Origin of the sequence: Pseudomonas sp. MWU12-2345 (genome assembly GCF_023242385.1) — a bacterium.
GTDB lineage: Bacteria > Pseudomonadota > Gammaproteobacteria > Pseudomonadales > Pseudomonadaceae > Aquipseudomonas > Aquipseudomonas gingeri_D.
On record NZ_JALLJA010000014.1, the window covers coordinates 1 to 23,426 of the forward strand.

Below are 23,426 nucleotides of genomic sequence, written 5' to 3' on the forward strand. Positions count from 1 at the left end.
ATAGTCGCGCTTGGCGCAGAAGTGGCGCCGATCTTCAGGCCACCTTGTTCAAATCGTTGTAGCGCGTTTCCTTCAAGCAGAAAATCGCAATCAGGCTCAACGCCGCCGCCCCTGATACATACCCGCCGACCCAACTCAAACCGCCCATCGCCACCAGCTTCTGGGCAAAGAACGGTGCCGCCGAGGCCCCGACGATGCCGCCCAGGTTATACGCCGCCGATGCGCCGGTATAACGCACGTGGGTCGGAAACAGCTCCGGCAGCAATGCCCCCATCGGCGCGAAAGTAATCCCCATCAGAAACAGCTCAAGGCACAGGAACAGGGCGACGCCCGCGGTCGAGCCATGGCCCAGCAACGGCTCCATGGTGAAACCGGACAACAGCGCCAGCACCCCGCCCAGGATCAGCACCGGCTTGCGTCCGAAACGGTCGCTGGCCCAGGCCGCCAGTGGCGTGGCCGCGGCCATGAACAGCACGGCAAAACACAGCAGTCCCAGGAACGTCTCTCGACTGTAGCCAAGGTTGGCCACGCCATAACTCAGGGAAAACACCGCCGAGATATAGAACAGTGCGTAACACACCACCATCGCCAGCGAACCGAGCAGCACCGGCGCCCAATAGCGGCTGAACAGCTCGACCAGGGGCATTTTCACCCGTTCCTGGCGGGCCATGGCATTGGCGAAGATCGGCGTCTCCTCAAGCTTGAGTCGCACATACAGGCCGACCATCACCAGCGCGGCGCTGAGCAGGAACGGAATGCGCCAGCCCCAGGAGCGGAACTGTTCATCGCTCAAGGTCATGGCCAGGATCAGGAACAAGCCGTTCGCGGCGAGAAAGCCGATGGACGGGCCCAGTTGCGGAAACATGCCGAACCAGGCGCGCTTGCCTGCGGGGGCGTTCTCGGTTGCCAGCAACGCGGCCCCGCCCCATTCCCCGCCAAGCCCCAGGCCCTGGCCGAAGCGCAACAGGCACAAGAGGATCGGCGCCCAGGCGCCAATGGTCGCATAGCCGGGCAGCACGCCGATCAGAGTGGTGCACACGCCCATCAGCAGCAGCGAAGCGACCAGCGTCGATTTACGCCCGATGCGGTCACCGAAGTGGCCGAACAGGATCGAGCCCAGCGGGCGGGCGAGGAAGGCGATGCCGAAGGTCAGGAAGGCCGAGAGCATCTGCGCGGTGCTGTCGGTCTGGGGGAAAAATACCGGGCCGATCACCAGGGCGGCGGCGGTGGCATAGACGTAGAAGTCGTAGAACTCGATGGCCGTGCCGATAAAGCTGGCGGTCGCCACTCTCGAGGTCGAATTCAGCGGTTTGCTCGGCGTGGCAGTGTCAAAGGTGCTGCTGGAGGTCATTGCGGGCGTCCCTGAAAGTCTTGCGCGTGCGAATTATTAGTATTGAAGGCCCAGGGATAAGGGCTGGTTCCGGTGCGACAGGCTGTGAGTGTCGGCGGCGGATTCATGACAAGGCATTGCTGGCCGGAGGAGGCCAGGTGCGGGTAAGCGGGCGTTCCGGCGGGGCTGGATAAGCCCGCCCGATTATAGGAATGCGTCTATCGATCAAACAAGGGGGCAGGCTGTATCAAGGCGCAACCGGGACCGAACTGGTGTGCCAGACCAGCACCCGGCTGACCCGATTGTCCTCGGTCTCGAGGATTTCCAGGCGGTAGCGGCCGATCTTCAGGCACACGGCGCTCTCCGGGATGGTTTCCAGGGCTTCGGTCACCAAACCGTTGAGGGTTTTCGGGCCGTCGCTGGGCAGGTGCCAGCCCAGGCTCTTGTTCAGTTCGCGAATCGACGCGGCCCCTTCGATCACCAGCCGGCCATCGGGCTGGGGATGGATGTGCGGGTTGTCGAGGCTGTGTTCGCTTTCGAATTCGCCAACGATTTCTTCCAGGATATCTTCCAGGGTGACGATGCCCAGCACTTCGCCGTATTCGTCCACCACCATGCCCAGGCGCCGTTGCTGCTTGTGGAAATTCAGCAGTTGCAGTTGCAGCGGCGTGCTTTCCGGGACGAAGTACGGTTCGTGGCAGGCGGCGAGCAGGGCGGCTTTGGTGAGGTTGGCATCGAACAGCAGATTGAGGATCTGGCGGGTATTGATCACCGCCTCGACCTGGTTGATATCGTTGTGGAACACCGGCAGGCGGGTACGGCGGTTCTTCAGCAACTGCGCGGTGATTTCCTCGATGGAGTCGTCGAGGTTGATCCCGTCCACTTCGCTGCGCGGTACCAGGATGTCGTTGACCGTGATGTTGTCCAGCGCCTTGATACTCGACAGCGACGGGCTGCGTGGCGGGTGCTCCGGTTCATCTTCCGGATCGAGGGGCGGCTGGTCTTCATCGCTCTGCTTGACCGTGCCGGCCTTGCTGATAAAGGGCCGCAGCAGCAACTGGGCGATGCCGTTGAGCAGCCAGGCCACGGGGTAGAGGATCTTCAGCGGAATGCCCAGGAGGGCATTGCCGGTGGCCAGGATCGGTTCGGGATAACGGACGGCGAGCAGGCGCGGCAGGTAGTCGGCGAAGACCAGCAGCAACACCGTGGCGCCGAGGCAGGCCAGCCAGGGCCCATGCTGGCCCCACTCCAGGATTGACAGCAGGGTGCCGATGATCACGACCACGACCCGGCACAGGGTATTGCACAGGATCAGGCTGTCGCGGGGGAACTTCATCCTGGCGGTGGGTTTTTCACCCGTGCGTAAAGCCGGGCGCAGGGCGGCGATTTGTTGCTGCGCGACTTCAATGGCGGTAAACAGCGCCGACCAGAGAATCAGCAGGGCCAATACGGCGAGCATTGGCCCGGCGGGCAAGTTGTCCATGGTCTTGTGTGCCCGTCAGATGTGCAGGATGTATTCGCGGACCAGCTTGCTGCCGAAATAGGCCAGCATCAGCAGGCAGAAACCGGCCAGGGTCCAGCGGATCGCCTTGTGCCCGCGCCAGCCGAGACGATTGCGCCCCCACAGCAGCACGCTGAACACCACCCAGGCCAGACAGGCCAGCAGGGTCTTGTGCACCAGGTGCTGGGCGAACAGGTTCTCGACGAACAGCCAGCCGGAGATCAGCGACAGCGACAACAGGCTCCAGCCGGCCCAGAGGAAGCCGAACAGCAGGCTTTCCATGGTTTGCAGCGGCGGGAAGTTGCGGATCAGCCCGGAAGGATGCTTGTTTTTCAACTGACGGTCCTGCAGCAGCAGGAGCAGCGCCTGGAACACCGCGATGGTGAACATGCCGTAGGCCAGGATCGACAGCAGGATATGGGCGAGGATCCCCGGTTCCTCGTCGATGATCTGCACCGTGCCCGAGGGCGCGAACTGCGCCAGCAGCACCGTCAGCAGGCCCAGCGGAAACAGCAGGAGCAGCAGGTTTTCCACCGGAATGCGCGAGCAGGCCACCAGGGTCAGGGCGATCACGGCGACGGCGATCAGGCTGGCGGCGTTGAAAAAGTCCAGGCCCAGGCCGATCGGGGTCATCAGGTGGGTGAGCAGGCTCACCGCGTGGGCGATCACGGCGACTACGCCGAGCCCGACCAGCAGGCGTTTGTTCGCCTTGGCGCCCTGGCGCAGGCGGGTGCCCTGATAGAGGGTCGCAGCGGCGTAGATGAAGGCGGCGGCGAGGCTGGTCAGCAAACTGGGTGACAAAGGGAGCATAAGTCCTGTTAGGCAAGCCCGAAAGACGCTGAGTTTGGCATAGAACCCCCGGTCCACGAAAGACCGTGGCGCTAGTGGCGGCATGCAGTCTCCGCTATAATCCGCGACCTGCCCACGCCGCAGGCTCGCCAGGCGCTGTTTTTCCTTGTTCCGGCAGCCATCACTTCGGTCTCCATAAGGGCCTCAAAGGATCGCGCATGTTTGAAAACCTGACCGACCGTCTCTCGCAGACGCTGCGCCATGTCACCGGCAAGGCCAAGCTGACCGAGGACAACATCAAAGACACCCTGCGTGAAGTGCGCATGGCGTTGCTCGAAGCCGACGTCGCCCTGCCGGTGGTGAAGGACTTCGTCAATTCGGTCAAGGACCGCGCGGTCGGCACCGAGGTGTCGCGCAGCCTGACCCCGGGCCAGGCGTTCGTGAAGATCGTCCAGGCCGAACTCGAAAGCCTGATGGGCGCCGCCAACGAAGACCTCAACCTCAGCGCCGTGCCGCCTGCGGTGGTGTTGATGGCCGGTCTGCAGGGCGCGGGTAAAACCACCACCGTCGGCAAGCTGGCGCGCTTCCTTAAAGAGCGCAAGAAGAAAACCGTGATGGTGGTCTCGGCCGACGTTTACCGTCCGGCGGCCATCAAGCAGCTGGAAACCCTGGCTGGCGACATCGGCGTGACCTTCTTCCCGTCCGATCTGAGCCAGAAGCCGGTGGACATCGCCGAGGCGGCGATCAAGGAAGCCCGTCTCAAGTTCATCGACGTGGTCATCGTCGACACGGCGGGTCGTCTGCACATCGACGACGAGATGATGGCCGAGATCAAGCAACTGCACGCGGCGATCAAGCCCGTGGAGACGCTGTTCGTGGTCGACGCCATGACCGGCCAGGATGCCGCCAACACCGCCAAGGCGTTTGGCGATGCGCTGCCGCTGACCGGGGTGATCCTGACCAAGGTCGACGGCGACGCCCGTGGCGGTGCCGCACTGTCGGTACGGGCCATCACCGGCAAACCGATCAAATTTATCGGTATGGGCGAGAAGAGCGAAGCGCTCGAGCCCTTCCACCCGGAGCGGATTGCCTCGCGCATCCTCGGCATGGGCGACGTGCTCAGTCTGATCGAGAAGGCCGAGCAGACCCTCGACAAGGACAAAGCCGACAAACTGGCTAAAAAGCTGAAGAAAGGCAAAGGCTTCGACCTCGAAGACTTCCGCGACCAGCTGCAACAGATGAAGAACATGGGCGGCCTCGGTGGCCTGATGGACAAGCTGCCGAATATCGGCGGGGTCAATCTGGCGCAGATGGGCAATGCCCAGGGCGCGGCCGAGAAGCAGTTCAAGCAGATGGAAGCCATCATCAACTCCATGACCCCGGCCGAGCGCCGCGACCCTGAGCTGATCAGCGGTTCGCGCAAACGTCGGATCGCCATGGGCTCCGGTACCCAGGTGCAGGACATCGGACGCTTGATCAAGCAGCACAAGCAGATGCAGAAGATGATGAAGAAATTCTCCGCCAAAGGCGGTATGGCCAAGATGATGCGCGGCATGGGCGGTATGTTGCCCGGCGGCGGCATGCCGAAAATGTAAAAGATTCGCGTCGACCTGACGGTCGGCGCTACCCCCGCAGGGATGCGGGGGGTCGCCAGTAAACCCGCGTTCAGCGGGAGCTGACCTGCCGTTTTAACGACGGCTCTATGGCAAATCCAGATTGCACGGCGCCGGGCGCCGGAAAAAGTCATTTGCAAAAGTCCGTATATTCCTTAGAATATGCGGCCTTTCGGGCACCCATGCCCGCTGTGCATTTAGATTTGCAGCACCGACTACAGGAACGATGTTCACATGCTAACAATCCGTCTTGCCCTTGGCGGCTCCAAAAAGCGCCCGTTTTACCACCTGACCGTAACCGACAGCCGCAACGCTCGTGACGGTTCGCACAAAGAACAAGTGGGTTTCTTCAACCCGGTTGCTCGTGGTCAGGAAGTTCGTCTGTCCGTGAACCAAGAGCGCGTAGCCTACTGGCTGAGCGTTGGTGCACAACCTTCTGAGCGTGTTGCTCAGTTGCTGAAGGAAAACGCTAAGGTTGCGGCCTGAGCAATATGAACGCGACGCCGGCCTCTACCGATGATTTGATCGTTATCGGCAAGATCTATTCCGTTCATGGCGTTCGCGGCGAAGTGAAGGTTTATTCCTTTACTGATCCAATTAAAAACCTGTTGGACTACAAAACCTGGACGCTTCGGCGCGAAGGCAGCGTGAAACAGGTGGAGCTGGTCAGCGGACGCGGGAACGACAAGTTCCTGGTCGCAAAGCTCAAGGATCTCGATGATCGTGAAGAAGCGCGTCTTCTGGCCGGTTATGAGATCTGCGTGCCGCGCAACCTGTTCCCAGACCTGACCGACGGCGAGTACTACTGGTACCAGCTGGAAGGTCTCAAGGTCATCGACACCCTCGGACAACTGTTCGGGAAAATCGATCACCTGCTGGAGACTGGCTCGAATGATGTCATGGTGGTCAAGCCTTGCCCGGGCAGCCTGGATGATCGCGAGCGCCTGTTGCCCTATACCGAGCAATGCGTGTTGGCTGTCGACCTGGTCGCTGGCGAGATGAAGGTGGATTGGGACGCGGACTTCTAAGCGATGGCTAGCCTACGCGTAGAAGTGATCAGTTTGTTTCCCGAAATGTTTTCCGCCATCAGCGACTACGGCATCACCAGTCGTGCGGTGAAACAGGGGCTCTTGCAGCTGACCTGTTGGAATCCGCGGGACTACACGACGGATCGACATCACACTGTGGATGATCGCCCATTTGGCGGTGGTCCGGGCATGGTGATGAAGATCAAGCCCCTTGAGGACGCCCTGGTTCAGGCCAAGGCAGCGGCAGGGGAGGCGGCGAAGGTGATTTACCTGTCGCCCCAAGGCCGGCAGCTGAATCAGTTGGCGGTACGCGACCTGGCGAAAGAGGAAGCCTTGATCCTCATTGCAGGTCGTTATGAAGGCATTGACGAGCGCTTTATAGATGCTCATGTCGATGAAGAGTGGTCGATTGGGGACTATGTTCTTTCCGGTGGCGAGCTGCCGGCGATGGTCCTGATAGATGCGGTTACACGGCTGCTGCCCGGAGCTTTAGGGCATGCGGACTCCGCGGAGGAAGATTCCTTCACGGATGGTTTGCTGGATTGCCCGCACTACACCCGTCCGGAGGTGTATGCGGATCAGCGTGTTCCCGACGTGTTGCTCAGTGGCAACCACGCACATATCCGGCGTTGGCGTCTGAAGCAGTCCCTTGGCAGGACCTCGGAACGACGCGCCGATCTTCTGGAAAGCCGCTCGCTTTCTGGAGAAGAGAAGAAGCTGCTCGAGGAATACATCCGCGAGCGGGACGATAGTTAACAACGTATCGATGGTAGATCGAACGATTTACCTTAGGAGCACAGCATGACTAACAAAATCATTCTGCAACTCGAAGCCGAGCAGATGACCAAAGAGATCCCTACCTTTGCCCCGGGCGACACCATTGTCGTTCAGGTGAAAGTGAAGGAAGGCGACCGTTCGCGTCTGCAAGCGTTCGAAGGCGTGGTAATTGCCAAGCGTAACCGCGGTGTGAACAGCGCGTTCACCGTACGTAAAATCTCCAACGGTGTTGGCGTAGAGCGTACTTTCCAGACCTACAGCCCGCAAATCGACAGCATGGCTGTCAAGCGTCGCGGTGATGTACGTAAGGCCAAGCTGTACTACCTGCGCGACCTGTCGGGTAAAGCAGCTCGCATCAAGGAAAAACTGGCTTAAGTCCAGCTTCCGATGCAGAAAAAAGCAGCCTACGGGCTGCTTTTTTGCATTTCGGGTTTTGAAAAAGCCGCTTGCCGCTGTCACAGTTGGGTTGCAGTGAACACCTTGTAGGAGCTGGCTTGCCAGCGAGAGGCCCTTGAGACGTGCAGCGCCTATCCGGACGCCATCGCCGGCAAGCCAGCTCCCACAATGCTCATCTGCTTATCGCCTTTTGCTTTTCGAGCCCTTATGCCCGCCATCGATCACCCGCTTATCGACCAGTTTCTCGACGCCCTGTGGCTGGAAAAAGGTCTGTCCGACAATACCCGTGACGCTTATCGCAGCGATCTGGCGCTGTTCAACGGCTGGTTGCAGGAAAAAGGCCTGGAGCTGGCCAATGCCGGTCGCGAGCTGATCCTCGATCATCTGGCCTGGCGCCTGGAGCAGGCCTATAAACCGCGCTCCACCGCGCGCTTTCTCTCCGGTGTGCGCGGCTTCTATCGTTACCTGTTACGTGAAAAGCTGATTGCCGTCGACCCGACCTTGCAGGTCGAGATGCCGCAATTGGGCCGGCCATTGCCCAAATCCCTGTCGGAAGCCGATGTGGAAGCGCTGCTGGCCGCCCCGGATCTGAGCGAGGCCATCGGCCAGCGTGACCGGGCCATGCTCGAAGTGCTCTACGCCTGCGGGCTGCGGGTCACCGAACTGATCAGCCTGACCCTGGAACAGGTCAACTTGCGCCAGGGCGTGTTGCGGGTCATGGGCAAGGGCAGCAAGGAGCGGCTGGTACCCATGGGCGAAGAGGCGATTGTCTGGGTTGAACGTTATATGCGCGATGCTCGCATCGAACTGCTCGGCGGACGCCCCAGCGATGTGCTGTTTCCCAGCCAGCGCGGCGAGCAGATGACCCGCCAGACCTTCTGGCACCGGATCAAGCACCAGGCCAAGGTCGCCGGGATCGGTAAATCGTTGTCGCCGCACACCTTGCGTCATGCCTTCGCCACCCACCTGCTCAACCACGGCGCCGACCTGCGGGTGGTGCAGATGTTGCTCGGCCACAGCGACCTGTCGACCACGCAGATCTACACCCATGTGGCCCGTGCGCGGTTGCAGGATATGCATGCCAAACATCACCCGCGCGGCTAAGCTACACAGGGGTTCGGCCCCGCCGGGCTTATGTGATAGGCTCTATCGGTTTGCAAAGCGGGCGCTTGAAACCGATCAGTTTCCCCGCGGTCGTATCAGCCTCGGCCCCTTTGCCCGCCTTCAGGAGTTCCCATGCGTTTGACCCAGATTTTCGCCGCTGCTGCCCTCGCCCTGGTCAGCTCCCTGGCCTTGGCCGACGACACCGCCGAGCAGGCGATTCGCAAGAGCCTCGAAAGCCTTCAACTGGAAACCCCGGTGGAGAGCATCAGCGCCAGCCCCCTGGCCGGTCTCTATGAAGTCCGGCTCAAGGGTAGCCGCGTGCTCTACGCCAGCGCCGACGGCCAGTTCGTCATGCAGGGCTACCTGTTCCAGCTCAAGGACGGCAAGCCGGTCAACCTCACCGAGAAAACCGAACGCCTGGGCGTGTCCAAGCTGATCAACGGTATTCCGGTGGCCGAAACCGTGGTCTACCCGGCCATCGGCGAAACCAAGTCGCATATCACCGTGTTCACCGACACCACCTGCCCGTACTGCCACAAGCTGCATGCCGAAGTGCCGGCGCTGAACAAGATGGGCATTGAGGTGCGCTACGTCGCGTTCCCGCGCCAGGGTCTCGGCTCGCCGGGCGACGAGCAGTTGCAGGCGGTCTGGTGCTCGGCCGACAAGAAAGCGGCGATGGACAAGATGGTCGAAGGCGATGAAATCAAGGCCGCCAAGTGCGCCAACCCGGTTTCCAAGCAATTCGCCCTCGGTCAATCCATTGGTGTCAATGGCACGCCGGCAATTGTTTTGGCCGATGGTCAGGTAATTCCGGGCTACCAGCCGGCGGCACAAGTTGCCAAACTGGCACTGTCCGCCAAGTAATTCAGCCTCGTCACGTTCAACCTGTGACGAGCATGGCCCGCGGGACAGGGTTTCCGGGTCATCAATAGCGAGCCGCTGGCAGTCCAGCGGCTGTTTTCCACGGCCGACCTCGTGTCGGCCGTTTCATGGGGAGTTCAGAGTGAAACCGGTCAAAGTAGGCATCTGTGGGTTAGGTACCGTCGGTGGCGGCACCTTCAACGTACTTCAGCGTAACGCCGAGGAGATTGCCCGCCGTGCCGGGCGTGGAATCGAAGTGGCTCAAATTGCCATGCGTACGCCAAAGCCTCAGTTCCAGACCACCGGTATTGCGATTACCCACGATGTCTTCGAAGTGGCGAGCAACCCAGAAATCGATATCGTCGTCGAACTGGTGGGCGGCTACACCGTTGCCCGCGAGCTGGTGCTCAGCGCCATCGAGAACGGCAAGCATGTGGTCACCGCGAACAAGGCGCTGATCGCCGTGCACGGCAATGAAATCTTCGCCAAGGCCCGCGAGAAGGGCGTGATCGTTGCGTTCGAAGCCGCGGTGGCCGGTGGTATCCCGGTGATCAAGGCGATTCGCGAAGGCCTCTCGGCCAACCGTATCAACTGGGTCGCCGGTATCATCAACGGCACCGGTAACTTCATCCTCACCGAAATGCGCGAGAAGGGCCGTACCTTCGAAGACGTGCTGGCCGAAGCCCAGGCCCTGGGTTACGCCGAAGCCGATCCGACCTTCGACGTCGAAGGCATCGATGCCGCGCACAAGCTGACGATCCTGGCGTCCATTGCTTTCGGTATCCCGCTGCAATTCGACAAGGCCTACACCGAAGGCATCACCAAGCTCACCACCGCCGACGTCAACTACGCCGAGGCCCTGGGCTACCGCATCAAGCACCTGGGCGTGGCCCGCAGCACCTCCGCCGGTATCGAGCTGCGAGTGCACCCGACGCTGATCCCGGCCGACCGCCTGCTGGCCAACGTCAATGGTGTGATGAACGCGGTGATGGTCAATGGCGACGCTTCCGGTTCGACCCTGTTCTACGGGGCCGGTGCCGGCATGGAACCGACCGCCTCGTCGGTCATCGCCGACCTGGTGGACGTGGTTCGCGCCATGACCAGCGACCCGGAAAACCGTGTACCGCACCTGGCCTTCCAGCCGGACTCGCTGTCGGCCCACCCGATCCTGCCGATCGAAGAGTGCGAAAGCGCCTACTACCTGCGCATCCAGGCCAAGGACCACCCGGGCGTGCTGGCCCAGGTCGCGAGCATCCTGTCGGAGCGCGGCATCAATATCGAATCGATCATGCAGAAGGAAGTCGAAGAACACGACGGCCTGGTGCCGATGATCCTGCTGACCCACCGCGTGCGCGAACAGCATATCAACGACGCCATCGCGGCGCTGGAGGCCCTGCAAGGCGTGGTCGGCCCTGTCGTGCGGATCCGTGTCGAGCACTTGAACTAAGCCGGCGCTGCCGATCAAGAGGAATTTTTCATGCGTTACATCAGTACCCGTGGCCAGGCACCGGCCCTGAACTTCGAAGACGTGCTGCTGGCGGGCCTCGCCAGCGACGGCGGCCTCTATGTGCCGGAAAACCTGCTGCGCTTCACCCAGGAGGAAATCTCTTCCTGGGCCGGCCTGCCGTATCACGAACTGGCGTTCCGGGTCATGCGCCCGTTCGTCACCGGCAGCATTCCGGATGCGGACTTCAAGAAGATCCTTGAGGAAACCTACGGCGCCTTCTCCCATGGCGCCGTGGCACCGCTGCGCCAACTGAACGGCAACGAATGGGTGCTGGAGCTGTTCCACGGCCCGACCCTGGCGTTCAAGGACTTCGCCCTGCAACTGCTCGGTCGCCTGCTCGACTACGTGCTGGCCAAACGTGGCGAGCGCGTGGTGATCGTCGGCGCGACTTCCGGTGATACCGGCTCGGCCGCCATCGAAGGCTGCAAGCACTGCGAGAACGTCGACATCTTCATCCTCCACCCGCACAACCGGGTGTCCGAGGTGCAGCGTCGGCAGATGACCACCCTGTTCGGCGACAACATCCACAACATCGCCATCGAAGGCAACTTCGACGACTGCCAGGAAATGGTCAAGAACAGCTTCGCCGACCAGAGCTTCCTCAAGGGCACACGCCTGGTCGCGGTGAACTCGATCAACTGGGCGCGGATCATGGCCCAGATCGTCTACTACTTCCACGCCGCCCTGCAACTGGGCGGCCCGGCCCGTTCGGTGGCGTTCTCGGTACCGACCGGCAACTTCGGCGATATCTTCGCCGGCTACCTGGCACGCAACATGGGCCTGCCGATCAGTCAACTGATCGTCGCGACCAACCGCAACGACATCCTGCATCGCTTCATGAGCGGCAACCAGTACGTCAAGGACACCCTGCACGCGACCCTGTCGCCGTCCATGGACATCATGGTCTCGTCGAACTTCGAACGCCTGCTGTTCGATCTGCACGGGCGCAACGGCGCGGCCATCGCCGGGCTGATGGACACCTTCAAGCAGGGTGGCGGTTTCAGTGTCGACCAGGACCGCTGGAGTGAAGCGCGCAAGCTGTTCGACTCCCTGGCCGTGGATGATGCCCAGACCTGCGAGACCATCGCCGAAGTCTTCGCCCAGAGCGGTGAAGTCCTCGATCCGCACACCGCCATCGGCGTGCGCGCGGCCCGTGAGTGCCGACGCAGCCTGGACATCCCGATGGTGATCCTGGGGACCGCGCATCCGGTCAAATTCCCTGAGGCTGTGGAGAAGGCTGGCGTAGGAAAAGCACTCGAGCTGCCTGCACACCTTTCCGATTTGTTTGAGCGAGATGAGCGTTGCACTGTCTTGGCCAATGACTTGAAAGTCGTCCAGGCCTTTGTCAGCCAGCATGGTAACCGTGGTAAGCCGCTCTGACAGACTAGAACGGTCACACATTAAAGCCCGCCCCTTGGCGGGCTTTATCGTTTTCGCATGTCAAACTTGCCTTGTTTTTTTGCCATTTCCTGAAATGGACCGAAGGGGGCAGGTAGTTCGTCATGGTGTTTTTGGGTCGATCCATACAATCCGTTCTGGCCAGTCTGTGCGGGTGGCTGTTGCTCTGCGTGCCCGTCAGTGCGATGGCGGCCCAGGGCCTGCCGTTCAGCTTGCCGCCATCGTTCGTCGAGGTCGACCGGCTGTCCCTGAGCCCGGAGGAGGAGCAATGGCTGGGGCCCGAACGGACCTTGCGGGTGGGGATTTCGGTTGCCGACTATGAACCCGTCGACATCACCAACGATCGCAACCGCTACCAGGGCATCAGTGCCGATTACGTCGGGCTGATCCGCGATCGCCTGGGGGTCGAAGTCCAGGTCCTCGGCTTCGGCGAGCGCGACCAGGCGGTCGAGGCCCTGCGCAGCGGGCAGATCGATATCCTCACCAGTGCCAACGGTTACGAGCGAGGCGTGCCCGGGTTGACGTTCTCCAGCGACTATATGCCGGACCGTTCGGTGATCGTCGGCCGCGTCGGCGGTCATGGCTTTCACGACCTGAACGGCAAGAAGGTGGTGCTGCTCGACGGTTACGCCGACGCCCAGGTGGTACACGCCACCTACCCGCAGAGCGAAATCATCCTCGCCCCGACCCTCTACAGTGCCCTGGAGGCGTTGTCCCAGGGCGAGGTCGAGGCGTTTATCGGTAACGAGGTGATTGTCCGCGCCTACAAGAGCCTGCGGCCCTACATGGGCGTGCACATCAAGGACAAGAGCGACTTGCCGCCGATTGGCTTCGCCTTTGCCACGCGTGAGTCCGATCATGTGCTCAGCGCTCTGGTGGAGCGGGTCCTGGACAATACCGACAACGCCACGCGGCGGGAGATCCTCGCCCGCTGGACCACCGGCTTCGGCTCGGACATCACCCAGCAGCGCATCAGTCTCACCGCCGCGGAGCGGGCCTGGATCGACCGTCACCCCAAGGTCACGGTGGTGGCCCAGCCGTATCCGCCGCATATCTACAAGGATGGTCACAACCGTTGGGTCGGCCTCAATCCGGACCTGCTGTCGCGCATTTCGCGCATGACCGGCCTGCAATTCGAGTTCCGCGAAACCGGCTCCACGGCTGAAAGCGTCGATCTGCTTCACGACGGCAAGGCGTTGATGAGCACCACGCTGGCCGAAAGTGTCGAGCGCAAGACCTTCCTGAACTTCACCTATGCCTTTGGCGGCAGCGCCTGGGTGTTCGTGGTGCGCGTGCACGACTCGCCCCTCGGCTCGCTCTCGCAGTTGTCCGGGCGGGTGCTGGTGATGCCGGAGAAACATGCGCTGGAGCCGATGATCCGCAAAAACTACCCGGATATCCAACTGATCACGGTGAAGACGCCGGAGGAGGCCAGGGCGATGGTCGAGCGCGGCGAGGCGACCGCGACGATCCAGAGCGATACGCGGGCCTACCTGTATCCACCCGGACGACTGAAGGTCGGGCGCAGTGTCGAGGGACTCTGGTCGGCGGACAGTTTCTCGGTGGTCAAGACCGAGCCGGAACTGCTCAGTATCCTGAACAAGGCCCTGGAGGCGTTTCCCGTGGCCGAGCTGCGCGCGTTGCGGATCAAATGGCATGGCGCGATCGGCGTGGCGCCGATGCGCCCGGTCTGGGAGCGGGTGCCGCGCTGGGTCTATGGCCTGACGGCGGTGATGATCCTGCTGGGGGGCGTGTCCCTGGCCTGGAACCGCCGACTGAACGTCCAGATTCGCCAGCGCCGCCGGGCCGAACAGGAGCTCAGCGATCAGCTGGCCTTCCAGCGCGCCTTGCTGGACGGTATCCCCAATCCCATCTTCGTGCGCGACCTGGACGGTCGCCTGATAACCTGCAACCGCAGTTACGAGGAACGTTTTGCCACCACCCTGGAGCAGGTACAGGGCCGACGGATCACCGAAGTGGATATTTTGCCCCAGGCCACCGCGGAGCAACTGCATGCCGAGTTTATCCAGTTGTTCGAGACCCAGCAGCCGCTGTTCCAGGACCGCCAGCTCGACTTCGCCAGCGGCCGGATCGATATCTATCAGTGGATGGTGCCGTTCTACTCGGCGGAGGCGCAGTTGCAGGGACTGCTCGGTGGTTGGATCGACATCACCGAACGCAAGCAGCTCGAGGCCCAGCTGATGGAAGCGCGCCAGCAGGCGGAGCAGGCCAACCAGGCCAAGAGCGCGTTCCTGGCCACCATGAGTCATGAGATCCGCACCCCCATGGTGGCCATCATCGGCCTGCTCGAACTCGAGCGCGAGCAGGCTCGGGCCAATGGACAGGAACTCTCCCAGGCGCTGCAGGTGGCGTATCAATCGGCGCAGGAACTGACGGCCTTGATCGGCGACAGCCTCGATCTGGCGAAGATCGAGGCCGGCGGCATGCACCTGGCGTTGCGTGCCGGTTCCCTGGTCGGGTTTCTGGAAAGCGTGCTGCAACTGTTCGAGGCCGCGGCGCGGGGCAAGGGCATTGAGCTGAGCCTGGAGGTGGAGCCAGGGCTGGAGGGGGATTACTGGTTCGACCCGCTGCGTTTGCGCCAGGTGTTGAACAACCTGATCGGCAATGCGCTGAAATTCACCGCCGAGGGCTTCGTGCACATTCACGTGTGCAGTGTGTCGTGCACCGCGGACCTGGAAACCCTGCGCATCAGCATCGAAGACAGCGGCAAGGGGATCGGCCTCGAACAGCAGAAGACGCTCTTCGCGCCCTTTGTCCAGATCCGTGGTCAGGCCGATGAAGAATATGGCGGCACGGGCCTGGGCTTGAGTATCTGCAAGCAACTGGTGGAGTTGATGGGCGGCAGTATCGTCTTGTTGAGCCGGCCGGGAGACGGCACGCGGGTGCGCATCGAGCTGGCGCTCAAGCCCGTGGAGCAGGCCCCGGCCGCGCCTGCCGCAGTGGAGGAGTCCAGGCCTCGGCTGCCGTCGCTCAAGGTGTTGATTGTCGACGACCTGTCCGCCAACTGCCTGGTGCTCAAGCAGCAGTTGAGCTTTCTCGGCCAGCAGGTCGTTGCCTGCCAGAGTGGCGAGGCGGCGTTACAGGCCTTGCAGCAGGAACCGTTCGATCTGGTGATCACCGATTGCAATATGCCGGACATGAGCGGCTATGCGCTGGCCGAGGCGATACGCCGGATCGAGGCCGAGGAGCGGCGTCCGCCGTGCCCGGTGGTCGGTTGCACGGCCAATGCCATGAGCGACGAACGCCAACGCTGCCTGCAGGCGGGCATGACCGAACTGCTGGTCAAGCCGGTTTCCCTGGACGAGCTGGCGCAACTGCTGGCGAGCATCGTGCCCGGGCGTTCCTTTGATATTCAGGCCCTGAGCGCCATGACCTGTGCCAATGCGGAGGTCATGCGCCGCATGTTGCTGGAGTTGCGCAAGAATCTCGAACAGGAGCGCGGGGCCCTGGAGGTCGCGGCCGAGTTGCACAACTGGGAAGGCCTGGCGGTAGCGGTCCATCGGCTCAAGGGCATCGCCTGTCTGATCGATGCCATCGCCCTGGCCCATGCCTGCGCCGACCTCGACAGCTGCGTGCGGCTCAAGTCCAACGAACGGGTGGCGGCGGACTGGCAGGCACTCAAGCAGGCCATCGAACGGGTGCTGGAGGATATCGAGCCGCATCTGCAGGCGGATATCCCGGCATTTTAGGACTTGTCCTATGGGGCGCGGGTGGGCGGTTGATTAAAGTCGAGGGTCATTGCGGACCACGACCGCCTTATTTTGTGGAGACCCTCGATGCGAGCACTCAAAGTCCTGATTCTCGAAGACAACTCTTTTCAACTGATGGCCCTGCACCAGATGCTCAATGCCACCGGCGTCTTTGATGTGCTGACGGCGGAAAACGTCGAGAGTGCCCGCCAGTCGTTGGCCAATCGCGGCCCTATCGATGTGGCCATCTGCGACCTGCAACTGGAGGCGGGTGACGGCCTGGAGTTGATTCGTTCCCTGGCCGAGGGGCGGGAAGCGCAGGCACTGATCATTCTCAGCAGTGCCGAGCAGGAGGTGCTCGAGGGGGCTGCGCATATGGCACGCCAGCAGGGGTTGCATGTCCTCGGCTGCCTGCGCAAACCGGCGTCGGCCCCGGCCCTGGCGGACTTGCTGGCGAGCTACCAGCAACGTTTCGCCCGGCAGCGCCCTGGCCTGCCGCTGGCCCAGGTCTGCGAGTTGCTGTCGCTGCACGAACTCCAGGCCTGCGCCGGGGCTTCGGCTATCGAAAAATACGCGACCGCGCACTTTCAGCCCAAGCTGACCCATGACGGTCGAGTCGCCGGGGTCGAGGTGTTGCCGCGCTGGCAGCATCCGGAGCAAGGCCTGTTGCTGCCTGGCAGTTTCATGCCGGTACTGGAGTACGCGGGGCTGGCGCAGCCGCTGATCTGGCAGGTGCTGGAGTTGGCGGTGAGTCTGTCGGCCGAGGTACGTTTCGCCACGGATGAGGCCTTGCCGCTGGCGGTGAGTATTCCGGGGAGCCTGCTGGAGCAACTGGACTTCGCCGAGCGGCTGAAGGCCTTGCTGGAGCGCTTCGAGTTACCCGCCGAGCGCTTGACCCTTGAGGTACTGGAAAGCGCCGAGTCCAGCAGCAGCGTTGCGCTGACTGAAGGCTTGCTGAGGTTGCGCATGCTGGGCTGCCAGCTGTCCGTCGGCGATTTCGGCATGGGCGGCGGCAGCCTGCAGCGCCTGCTCGAACTGCCTTTCACCGAACTGAAGATCACCGCGCCCTTCGTGGTCGGGATGGCCGCGGATTCACGCAAGTCGGCGATTGTCGCCGGAGCCTTGCGCATGGCGCGGGGCATGAACTTGCAGGTGGTGCTCAGCGGGATCGAGAGCGAAAGCGACTACCAGGCCGTCATGGCCCTGGGCGACTCGCTGGTTCAGGGGGACTTCGTCGCCGTGTCCATGAGCCGCGCCGAACTCTTGTCCTGGCTTGAAGTGGCGGGGTTCGGCCCGGTTTACCCCTTGGCCGGGCCTTTGAAACACGCCGCCCTGCACAGCGTCAATCTGTAGCGTCCGACCCACTCAGGCCAGGCCATGTTCCTGCAGGTAGAGAAACAACGCCGCATCGTTGGACAGGCCGAGCTTGCGCATGGCGCTGACCTTCTGCGCACTCACCGTCTGCTTGCTGCGACACAACTGCGTGGCGATTTCACCGACGGTGCGTCCGGCCGCCAGCAGGCGTGTCACCTCCAGCTCCCGGGGTGAAAGTTGCTCCTGGTCGCCCAGGCGGTGTTCGCCGACCTCGCCGGCCAGCGCCAGGGTCTGGCGAATCGAGTTGGCCACATAGGGCCGTCGGTGGCGGACCTGGGCGATGGCCTCCGGCAGCTCGGCGGCCAGGCTGGCCTTGCTCAGCAGTCCCATGACCCCGAGATCGAGAATGGAGCGGAACAGCCCGGCGTTGTTGAGCATGGTCACCACCACGACCGGCAGTTGCGGGTGTTGCCGAGTCACGCTTTCAAGCATGCGCAGGCCGTCGCTCTGCTGTTCGACCGGCATCATGAAGTCGGTGACCAGTACCTCGCAGGTACAACGTTGCAGAAGCTCCAGAAGATCCTCTGGCGAGCTGGCCTCGCCGACCACACTCAGTCCGGGATCGCGTTCGAGGACGGCGCGCAGGCCGATCAGGAAAATCGGATGATCGTCTGCCAGCATGATGCGCAAAGGCGGCGGGGACGCTGAATTTCGTTGTTTTCTCTCTGTCATCTTTCTCGTTCATGCTCGCAATGGAACGGTAGACGCAGCGTCTTGAGGCGCGGCTTCTACCGATATCAGGTTAGCTGGCTTGACGAACTTTCTTCTCTGACTGGCGGTCTTTGACTCCAGCCCCCTTGTTTTTGACCTGTCGGGTTTTGACTATTGAGTGGTGATCGAGATGGAAAGTATCAGTCTGTTGCTGAATGAAGCATTGAGTCCTTATCCCGTCACCCTGACGCCCTCGGGCAGTCACGGTGAGTGTCTGCTGACGGTGAACAGTCGCGCCGGCCTGATCCTGCTGACCCGTGAAATCAGCCAGGCGCAACTCAACGACAAGCGCTTGTTGACCGATGTGGTCGATGGGTTGCATCGCGACCTGCGCATTGCCGAAGGACGCCTGGAACCCTGCGTGATCGCGGCCTTGCGTCATGCGGCTGAGGACAAGATGTTCCGCTCGGCTCGAGTGTAGAATTTTTTGGGGAACCTTTTTTCCGAAAGGGGTGTCAGATTTATAACGGCAGGATCAGGCATTGTGCTCCGGTGCTTGTAGCTTGTCGTACTGGTCTTTGTGGGCCACGTTTAACCCCGAGTCGTTTCCCCACTTCTCGGGGTTTCTTTTGTCCGGCGTTTGTCACTGGTCCTCAGGCGCCAGGAAAAACTGCCTGGCGTCTTCCCGATAGCTGTCCCGTTGTTGCGGGTCGAGCCATTGCACATAGAAATCGAGCAACTGATGCTGGCGCACTTCACGCAGGATCTGGTTGATGTGCGCGACAGCCGTGCGCCCCTGCTCCGTGTCCGAGCAACCGACGCGAATGAACTGGTACTTGGCGGTGCCCTTGAGCCGATAGAACGCCAGGCTCTCGGTGGCGATACCTTGTTGCTGGGCCAGGTAGCGGACTTCCGGCCAGTAGCCGAGTAGCGCGGTCAAGCGTCCGAGACGCTGCATTTGCAACAGGTTGCCGAGGGCATCGTTGCCGAAATGCGGCGTCAGGTGGGTCGCGGCTGTCCGTTGCAACAGATCGTCGATCGACTGGCCGTAGCTGCGTCCAGCGACAATCCCCAGTTTGAGCTGGTCGCTGGCCAGCAGGGCGGCGAGGTCGACCTCACCGTCCTGGACAAACGGCTCGATCAGCCGACGGTCCTCCTGGCGTACCACCAGCCCGTTGCTGGCCAGGCCGAGGCTGGGAATCGAGAAGACAATTTTCTTGGTTCGCTCCGCGGTCCAGAGCAGGACCGGGTCGCAGGTGAACGAAGGCTCGGCGAGCATCTGCATGGCCCGTGCGCGGTTGACCCGGAAGGATGTGTACTCGTACTCGGGCATGGCGGCGGTCAACAGCTGGCGCAGTTGATCGATGGCGCCCAGGCCTTTTTGCGGGCCGTCGAAAATGGTCAGTGGCGGTAGGTCCCGCAGCAACCAGATCAGCGTGTCCTTGGCCTCGGCAACGCTCGGCAGGGCGCAGGCGAGCGCCGCCAGCAGGGCGAGGGCTGGTCGTCGACAGAGCACGTGTTGCCAGAGAAATCGAGGACTCATGAGGTCCATACCTTCTGCGCAGTCAGGTCAAAGTCTTGCCACCACGGCACCCTAGATAGCGCCGCTATCGCGCAAGCGGGCAATCTGCGCGGCGTCATAACCGAGGCTAGCCAATATCGGGGTGTTGTGCTCGCCCAGTTCCGGCCCGACCCATTCGCTGGAGCCCGGGGTCTCCGACAGTTTCGGCACAATCCCCGGCATCTTGAAAGCCTTGCCGTCGGGCAGCTTGGCCTGGATAAACATTTCCCGGGCGAGAAACTGCGGGTCGCTGAACATGTCTTCGGCGCTGTAGATCCGGCTGGCCGGCACCTCGGCCTGGTTCAAGGTGGTGAGCACCGCGTCCAGCGATTGGCTGTTCACCCAGCGATCGATCACGCCATAGAGTTCGTCACGCCGGCCGTCGCGGCCATCATTGCTGGTCAGTACCGGGTCGTCCGCCAGGTCGTTGCGGTCGATGGCCTGCATGAAGCGCTTGAAGATCGCATCGCCATTGGCGCCGATCTGCACATGCTTGCCATCGGCCGTGGTGTGGATCGAAGAGGGCGTGATCCCCGGCATGATGTTGCCGGTGCGCTCGCGGATAAAGCCGAACACATCGAACTCCGGGACCATGCTTTCCATCATGGCGAAGATCGCTTCGTACAAGGCCACGTCCACCACCTGGCCATTGCCGCCGTTGACTTCGCGATGACGCAGGGCCATGAGCGCGCCGATCACGCCCCAGAGCGCGGCAATCGAGTCACCGATGGAAATCCCGGTGCGCACCGGTGGGCGGTCCTCGAAGCCGGTGATGTAGCGCAAGCCGCCCATGGACTCACCGACCGCGCCGAAGCCTGGTTGATCCTTCATCGGTCCGGTCTGGCCGAAGCCCGACAGGCGCACCATCACCAGTTTCGGGTTCAGCGCATGCAAGGTTTCCCAGCCGAGACCGAGCTTTTCCAGCACGCCGGGGCGGAAGTTCTCGATCAGGATGTCCGCGTCGCTCAGCAACTGCTTGAGGATGGCCAGGCCGTCCGGGTGTTTCAGGTTCAGGGTCAGGGATTGTTTGTTGCGCGCCTGGACAAACCACCACAGCGAGGTGCCCTCGTAGAGCTTGCGCCATTTGCGCAGCGGGTCGCCGCCGTCCGGCGATTCGACCTTGATCACCTGGGCGCCGAATTCGGCGCAGATGCGGGAGGCGAAAGGGCCGGCGATCAGGGTACCGAGCTCAATGACCTTCAGGCCGGAAAGGGGTTTGGCGGTGAGCGGCATGGTAGATCCTGTAGGACAACACGGGGCAATAGAGCCTTTTATCATGGCTGGCGCCATCCGCATAACTGCGAGCAGTCGTTGCTTGCCCCGCGTATCGGTTAGACTGGCCGCCTTTCCTCGTCCTTAGAAGCCCTGTTCATGGCCCAGCCGTCCACGACCTACAAATTCAACCTGAACCTCACCGACCTGGATCGCGGGGTCTATGAGAGCGTCAACCAGACCATCGCCCGCCACCCGTCGGAAACCGAGGAACGCATGACCGTGCGTCTGCTGGCCTACGCCTTCTGGTACAACGAGCAGCTGTCCTTTGGTCGGGGTCTGTCGGAAGTGGATGAGCCGGCACTGTGGGAAAAGAGCCTGGATGATCGTGTACTGCATTGGATCGAAGTCGGCCAGCCGGACGCCGATCGCCTGACCTGGTGCTCCCGTCGTACCGAGCGTACCAGTCTGTTGGCCTACGGCAGCCTGCGGGTCTGGCAGACCAAGGTGGTCGACGCGGTGAAGAACCTGAAGAACGTGAATATCGCCGCCGTGCCCCAGGAAATCCTCGAGACCCTGGCCAAGGACATGCCGCGGGTGATCAAGTGGGACGTGATGATCAGCGAAGGCACGATCTTCGTCACCGACGATCGTGGCCAGCATGAAGTCCAGCTGGAATGGCTGATGGGCGAGCGCGGTTAATTATTCCCATGCGTATCGAACCCCGCCCGCTGCCCGCCACACTGCCGTTTCTCGGTGATCTGCCGCCGTTGTTGACCCGCCTGTACGCCGCGCGTGGCGTGGTGTCCGAGGACGAGTTGGACAAGAGCCTGGCGCGGCTGATTCCCTTCCAGCAACTCAAGGGCATCGACGCGGCAGTGGACCTGCTGGTGACGGCGCTGGAGCAGCGTCAGCGCATCCTTATCGTCGGCGACTTCGATGCCGACGGCGCCACCGCCAGCACGGTCGGGGTTCTGGGTCTGCGCCTGCTGGGGGCGGCCCATGTCGATTACCTGGTGCCGAACCGCTTTGAATACGGCTATGGCCTGACTCCGGAAATTGTCGCCGTGGCCTTGCAGCGCGAGCCGCAATTGCTGATCACCGTGGACAACGGCATTTCCAGCATCGAGGGTGTGCAGGCGGCGAAGGCGGCGGGGCTTCAGGTGCTGGTCACCGACCACCACTTGCCCGGCAGCGAATTGCCGGCGGCCGATGCCATCGTCAACCCCAACCAGCCGGGCTGCGAGTTTCCGAGCAAGGCCCTGGCCGGCGTCGGGGTGATTTTCTACGTGCTGATGGCCTTGCGTGCGCGTTTGCGCAGCCTGGGTTGGTACGCCAGCGCGCCGCAGCCAAATATCGGCGAACTGCTCGACCTGGTGGCGCTGGGCAGCGTCGCCGACGTGGTACCGTTGGATGCCAACAACCGCATCCTGGTGCACCAGGGCCTCGAGCGGATTCGCGCCGGGCGTGCGCGGCCGGGGCTCAAGGCGATCCTGGAGGTGGCCAAGCGCGACCATTCACGGCTGACCTCCACCGACCTGGGGTTTATCCTCGGCCCGCGTCTGAATGCGGCGGGGCGCCTGGACGACATGAGCCTGGGCATCGAATGCCTGCTCTGCGAGGACCCGGCCCTGGCCCTGGAAATGGCCAGCCAGCTCGATGAGATGAACAAGGACCGCAAGTCCATCGAACAGGGCATGCAGCGCGAAGCGCTGGCCCAGCTCAAGGACCTGCCGCTGGAGTCGATGCCGTTCGGCCTGTGCCTGTTCGAGCCGGACTGGCACCAGGGGGTGATCGGTATCCTCGCCTCGCGAATGAAAGAGCGTTATCACCGTCCGACCATCGCCTTTGCCGATGCGGGCGATGGCATGCTCAAGGGCTCCGGCCGTTCGGTGCCGGGATTCCATATTCGCGATGCCTTGAGCGTGGTGGCGGCGCAATACCCGGAGCTGATGGGCAAGTACGGCGGTCACGCCATGGCGGCGGGTCTGAGCCTGCCCCAGGAAAATTTCCCGTTGTTTGCCGAAGCCTTCGACGCCGAAGTGCGCCGTCAGCTGTCGGAAGACGACCTGACCGGACGCCTGCAGACCGATGGTTCGCTGGCCATCGAGGAGTTCAACCTGGAACTGGCCCGGGCGCTGCGCAATGCCGGTCCCTGGGGCCAGCATTTCCCCGAGCCGCTGTTCCATGGTGTGTTCCAACTGGTGGAAAAACGCATCGTCGGCGAGCGGCATCTGAAGGTGGTGCTGAAAAGCGAATGCGGTTCGCTGAAACTTGATGGTATTGCCTTCGGTATCGATCCGGAGCTGTGGACCAACGCGCGGGTCGACTGGGTGGAGCTGGCCTACAAGCTCGACCTCAACGAGTTCCGTGGCAAGGAAAGCGTACAGTTGATGATTGCCCATATCGAGCCGCGCTGAGACCTGTTGAGGGGATGCGGTCCGTCTTCCGTGGGAGCCGGCTTGCCGGCGATGAGGCCTTGGGGTCTTGCATCGCCTGCCCGGACGCCATCGCTGGCAAGCCGGCTCCTGCAGGGACCGTGTTGATCGATGTTATGAGGGCAGGTTACAGGCGATTCAGCCGGTTTAAATCCGCTGAACCCTCCCGCCTGTGC

20 protein-coding genes are annotated in these 23,426 nt (G+C 62.2%); 14 read left to right on the top strand and 6 right to left on the bottom strand.

The features are described from left to right. Positions 1-34: 34 nt before the first annotated feature. The 3 genes from M5C71_RS23725 to ccsA form a co-directional block, all read right to left on the bottom strand. Positions 35-1,351: an MFS transporter gene (locus M5C71_RS23725; protein WP_248768861.1), complete on the bottom strand. Its 1,317-nt coding sequence runs from the start codon at positions 1,349-1,351 to the stop codon at positions 35-37. Positions 1,352-1,577: 226 nt separating this feature from the next. Continuing rightward, positions 1,578-2,813 carry a transporter associated domain-containing protein gene (locus M5C71_RS23730; protein WP_152740178.1) on the bottom strand — a complete coding sequence of 412 codons (1,236 nt, stop codon included), beginning with the start codon at positions 2,811-2,813 and terminating at the stop codon, positions 1,578-1,580. 15 nt (positions 2,814-2,828) lie between these two features. After that, positions 2,829-3,641, bottom strand: a complete 813-nt coding sequence (gene ccsA / locus M5C71_RS23735; protein ID WP_152740179.1) for a cytochrome c biogenesis protein CcsA — start codon at positions 3,639-3,641, stop codon at positions 2,829-2,831. 197 nt (positions 3,642-3,838) lie between these two features. Between ccsA and ffh the strand changes: the two genes are divergently transcribed. The 11 genes from ffh (at position 3,839) to M5C71_RS23790 (ending at position 17,367) form a co-directional block, all read left to right on the top strand. Next, the gene (gene ffh, locus M5C71_RS23740; protein WP_100944700.1) at positions 3,839-5,215 is read left to right on the top strand and encodes a signal recognition particle protein; all 1,377 of its coding nucleotides are present in this window, start codon (positions 3,839-3,841) and stop codon (positions 5,213-5,215) included. A 252-nt stretch (positions 5,216-5,467) separates the two neighbouring features. Further along, the gene (gene rpsP / locus M5C71_RS23745) at positions 5,468-5,719 is read left to right on the top strand and encodes a 30S ribosomal protein S16 (protein ID WP_017124058.1); all 252 of its coding nucleotides are present in this window, start codon (positions 5,468-5,470) and stop codon (positions 5,717-5,719) included. Positions 5,720-5,724: 5 nt separating this feature from the next. Next, a complete protein-coding gene (rimM, locus tag M5C71_RS23750; protein WP_103494908.1) occupies positions 5,725-6,261 on the top strand; it encodes a ribosome maturation factor RimM in 537 nt (178 codons plus the stop codon). 3 nt (positions 6,262-6,264) lie between these two features. After that, positions 6,265-7,017 carry a tRNA (guanosine(37)-N1)-methyltransferase TrmD gene (gene trmD / locus M5C71_RS23755; RefSeq protein ID WP_100944698.1) on the top strand — a complete coding sequence of 251 codons (753 nt, stop codon included), beginning with the start codon at positions 6,265-6,267 and terminating at the stop codon, positions 7,015-7,017. Positions 7,018-7,062: 45 nt separating this feature from the next. Further along, positions 7,063-7,413: a 50S ribosomal protein L19 gene (gene rplS, locus M5C71_RS23760; RefSeq protein ID WP_100944697.1), complete on the top strand. Its 351-nt coding sequence runs from the start codon at positions 7,063-7,065 to the stop codon at positions 7,411-7,413. Positions 7,414-7,641: 228 nt separating this feature from the next. Further along, on the top strand, positions 7,642-8,538 hold the full coding sequence (gene xerD / locus M5C71_RS23765) for a site-specific tyrosine recombinase XerD (RefSeq protein ID WP_248768862.1): 897 nt from the start codon (positions 7,642-7,644) through the stop codon (positions 8,536-8,538). A gap of 132 nt (positions 8,539-8,670) precedes the next feature. Continuing rightward, the gene (locus tag M5C71_RS23770) at positions 8,671-9,402 is read left to right on the top strand and encodes a DsbC family protein (protein ID WP_177099710.1); all 732 of its coding nucleotides are present in this window, start codon (positions 8,671-8,673) and stop codon (positions 9,400-9,402) included. Positions 9,403-9,541: 139 nt separating this feature from the next. Continuing rightward, complete coding sequence (locus M5C71_RS23775; protein WP_248768863.1) at positions 9,542-10,846, top strand: homoserine dehydrogenase; 1,305 nt, start codon at positions 9,542-9,544, stop codon at positions 10,844-10,846. A 30-nt stretch (positions 10,847-10,876) separates the two neighbouring features. Beyond that, the gene (thrC, locus tag M5C71_RS23780; protein ID WP_248768864.1) at positions 10,877-12,286 is read left to right on the top strand and encodes a threonine synthase; all 1,410 of its coding nucleotides are present in this window, start codon (positions 10,877-10,879) and stop codon (positions 12,284-12,286) included. A 203-nt stretch (positions 12,287-12,489) separates the two neighbouring features. Continuing rightward, positions 12,490-16,014, top strand: a complete 3,525-nt coding sequence (locus M5C71_RS23785; protein WP_248768903.1) for a transporter substrate-binding domain-containing protein — start codon at positions 12,490-12,492, stop codon at positions 16,012-16,014. 87 nt (positions 16,015-16,101) lie between these two features. Continuing rightward, a complete protein-coding gene (locus tag M5C71_RS23790) occupies positions 16,102-17,367 on the top strand; it encodes an EAL domain-containing response regulator (protein ID WP_248768865.1) in 1,266 nt (421 codons plus the stop codon). Positions 17,368-17,379: 12 nt separating this feature from the next. Here the strand turns inward: M5C71_RS23790 and M5C71_RS23795 are convergent, their stop codons facing one another. Next, entirely contained in the window at positions 17,380-18,009 is a 630-nt protein-coding gene (locus M5C71_RS23795; RefSeq protein ID WP_248768866.1) for a response regulator transcription factor, read from the bottom strand. Between the two features lie 220 nt (positions 18,010-18,229). Here M5C71_RS23795 and M5C71_RS23800 point away from each other — a divergent pair, with 220 nt between their 5' ends. Then, a complete protein-coding gene (locus tag M5C71_RS23800) occupies positions 18,230-18,520 on the top strand; it encodes a DUF3509 domain-containing protein (protein WP_248745219.1) in 291 nt (96 codons plus the stop codon). A gap of 162 nt (positions 18,521-18,682) precedes the next feature. Here M5C71_RS23800 and M5C71_RS23805 read toward each other — a convergent pair whose 3' ends face one another. Beyond that, positions 18,683-19,582 carry a TIGR02285 family protein gene (locus M5C71_RS23805; RefSeq protein WP_103494916.1) on the bottom strand — a complete coding sequence of 300 codons (900 nt, stop codon included), beginning with the start codon at positions 19,580-19,582 and terminating at the stop codon, positions 18,683-18,685. A 51-nt stretch (positions 19,583-19,633) separates the two neighbouring features. Next, positions 19,634-20,833 (bottom strand): CaiB/BaiF CoA-transferase family protein, encoded by a 1,200-nt coding sequence (locus tag M5C71_RS23810; protein ID WP_248768867.1) that lies wholly within the window; start codon positions 20,831-20,833, stop codon positions 19,634-19,636. A 138-nt stretch (positions 20,834-20,971) separates the two neighbouring features. Between M5C71_RS23810 and M5C71_RS23815 the strand changes: the two genes are divergently transcribed. Continuing rightward, positions 20,972-21,514 carry a YaeQ family protein gene (locus M5C71_RS23815; RefSeq protein WP_100944687.1) on the top strand — a complete coding sequence of 181 codons (543 nt, stop codon included), beginning with the start codon at positions 20,972-20,974 and terminating at the stop codon, positions 21,512-21,514. Positions 21,515-21,522: 8 nt separating this feature from the next. Next, the gene (recJ, locus tag M5C71_RS23820) at positions 21,523-23,232 is read left to right on the top strand and encodes a single-stranded-DNA-specific exonuclease RecJ (RefSeq protein WP_103494918.1); all 1,710 of its coding nucleotides are present in this window, start codon (positions 21,523-21,525) and stop codon (positions 23,230-23,232) included. Positions 23,233-23,426: the final 194 nt, after the last annotated feature.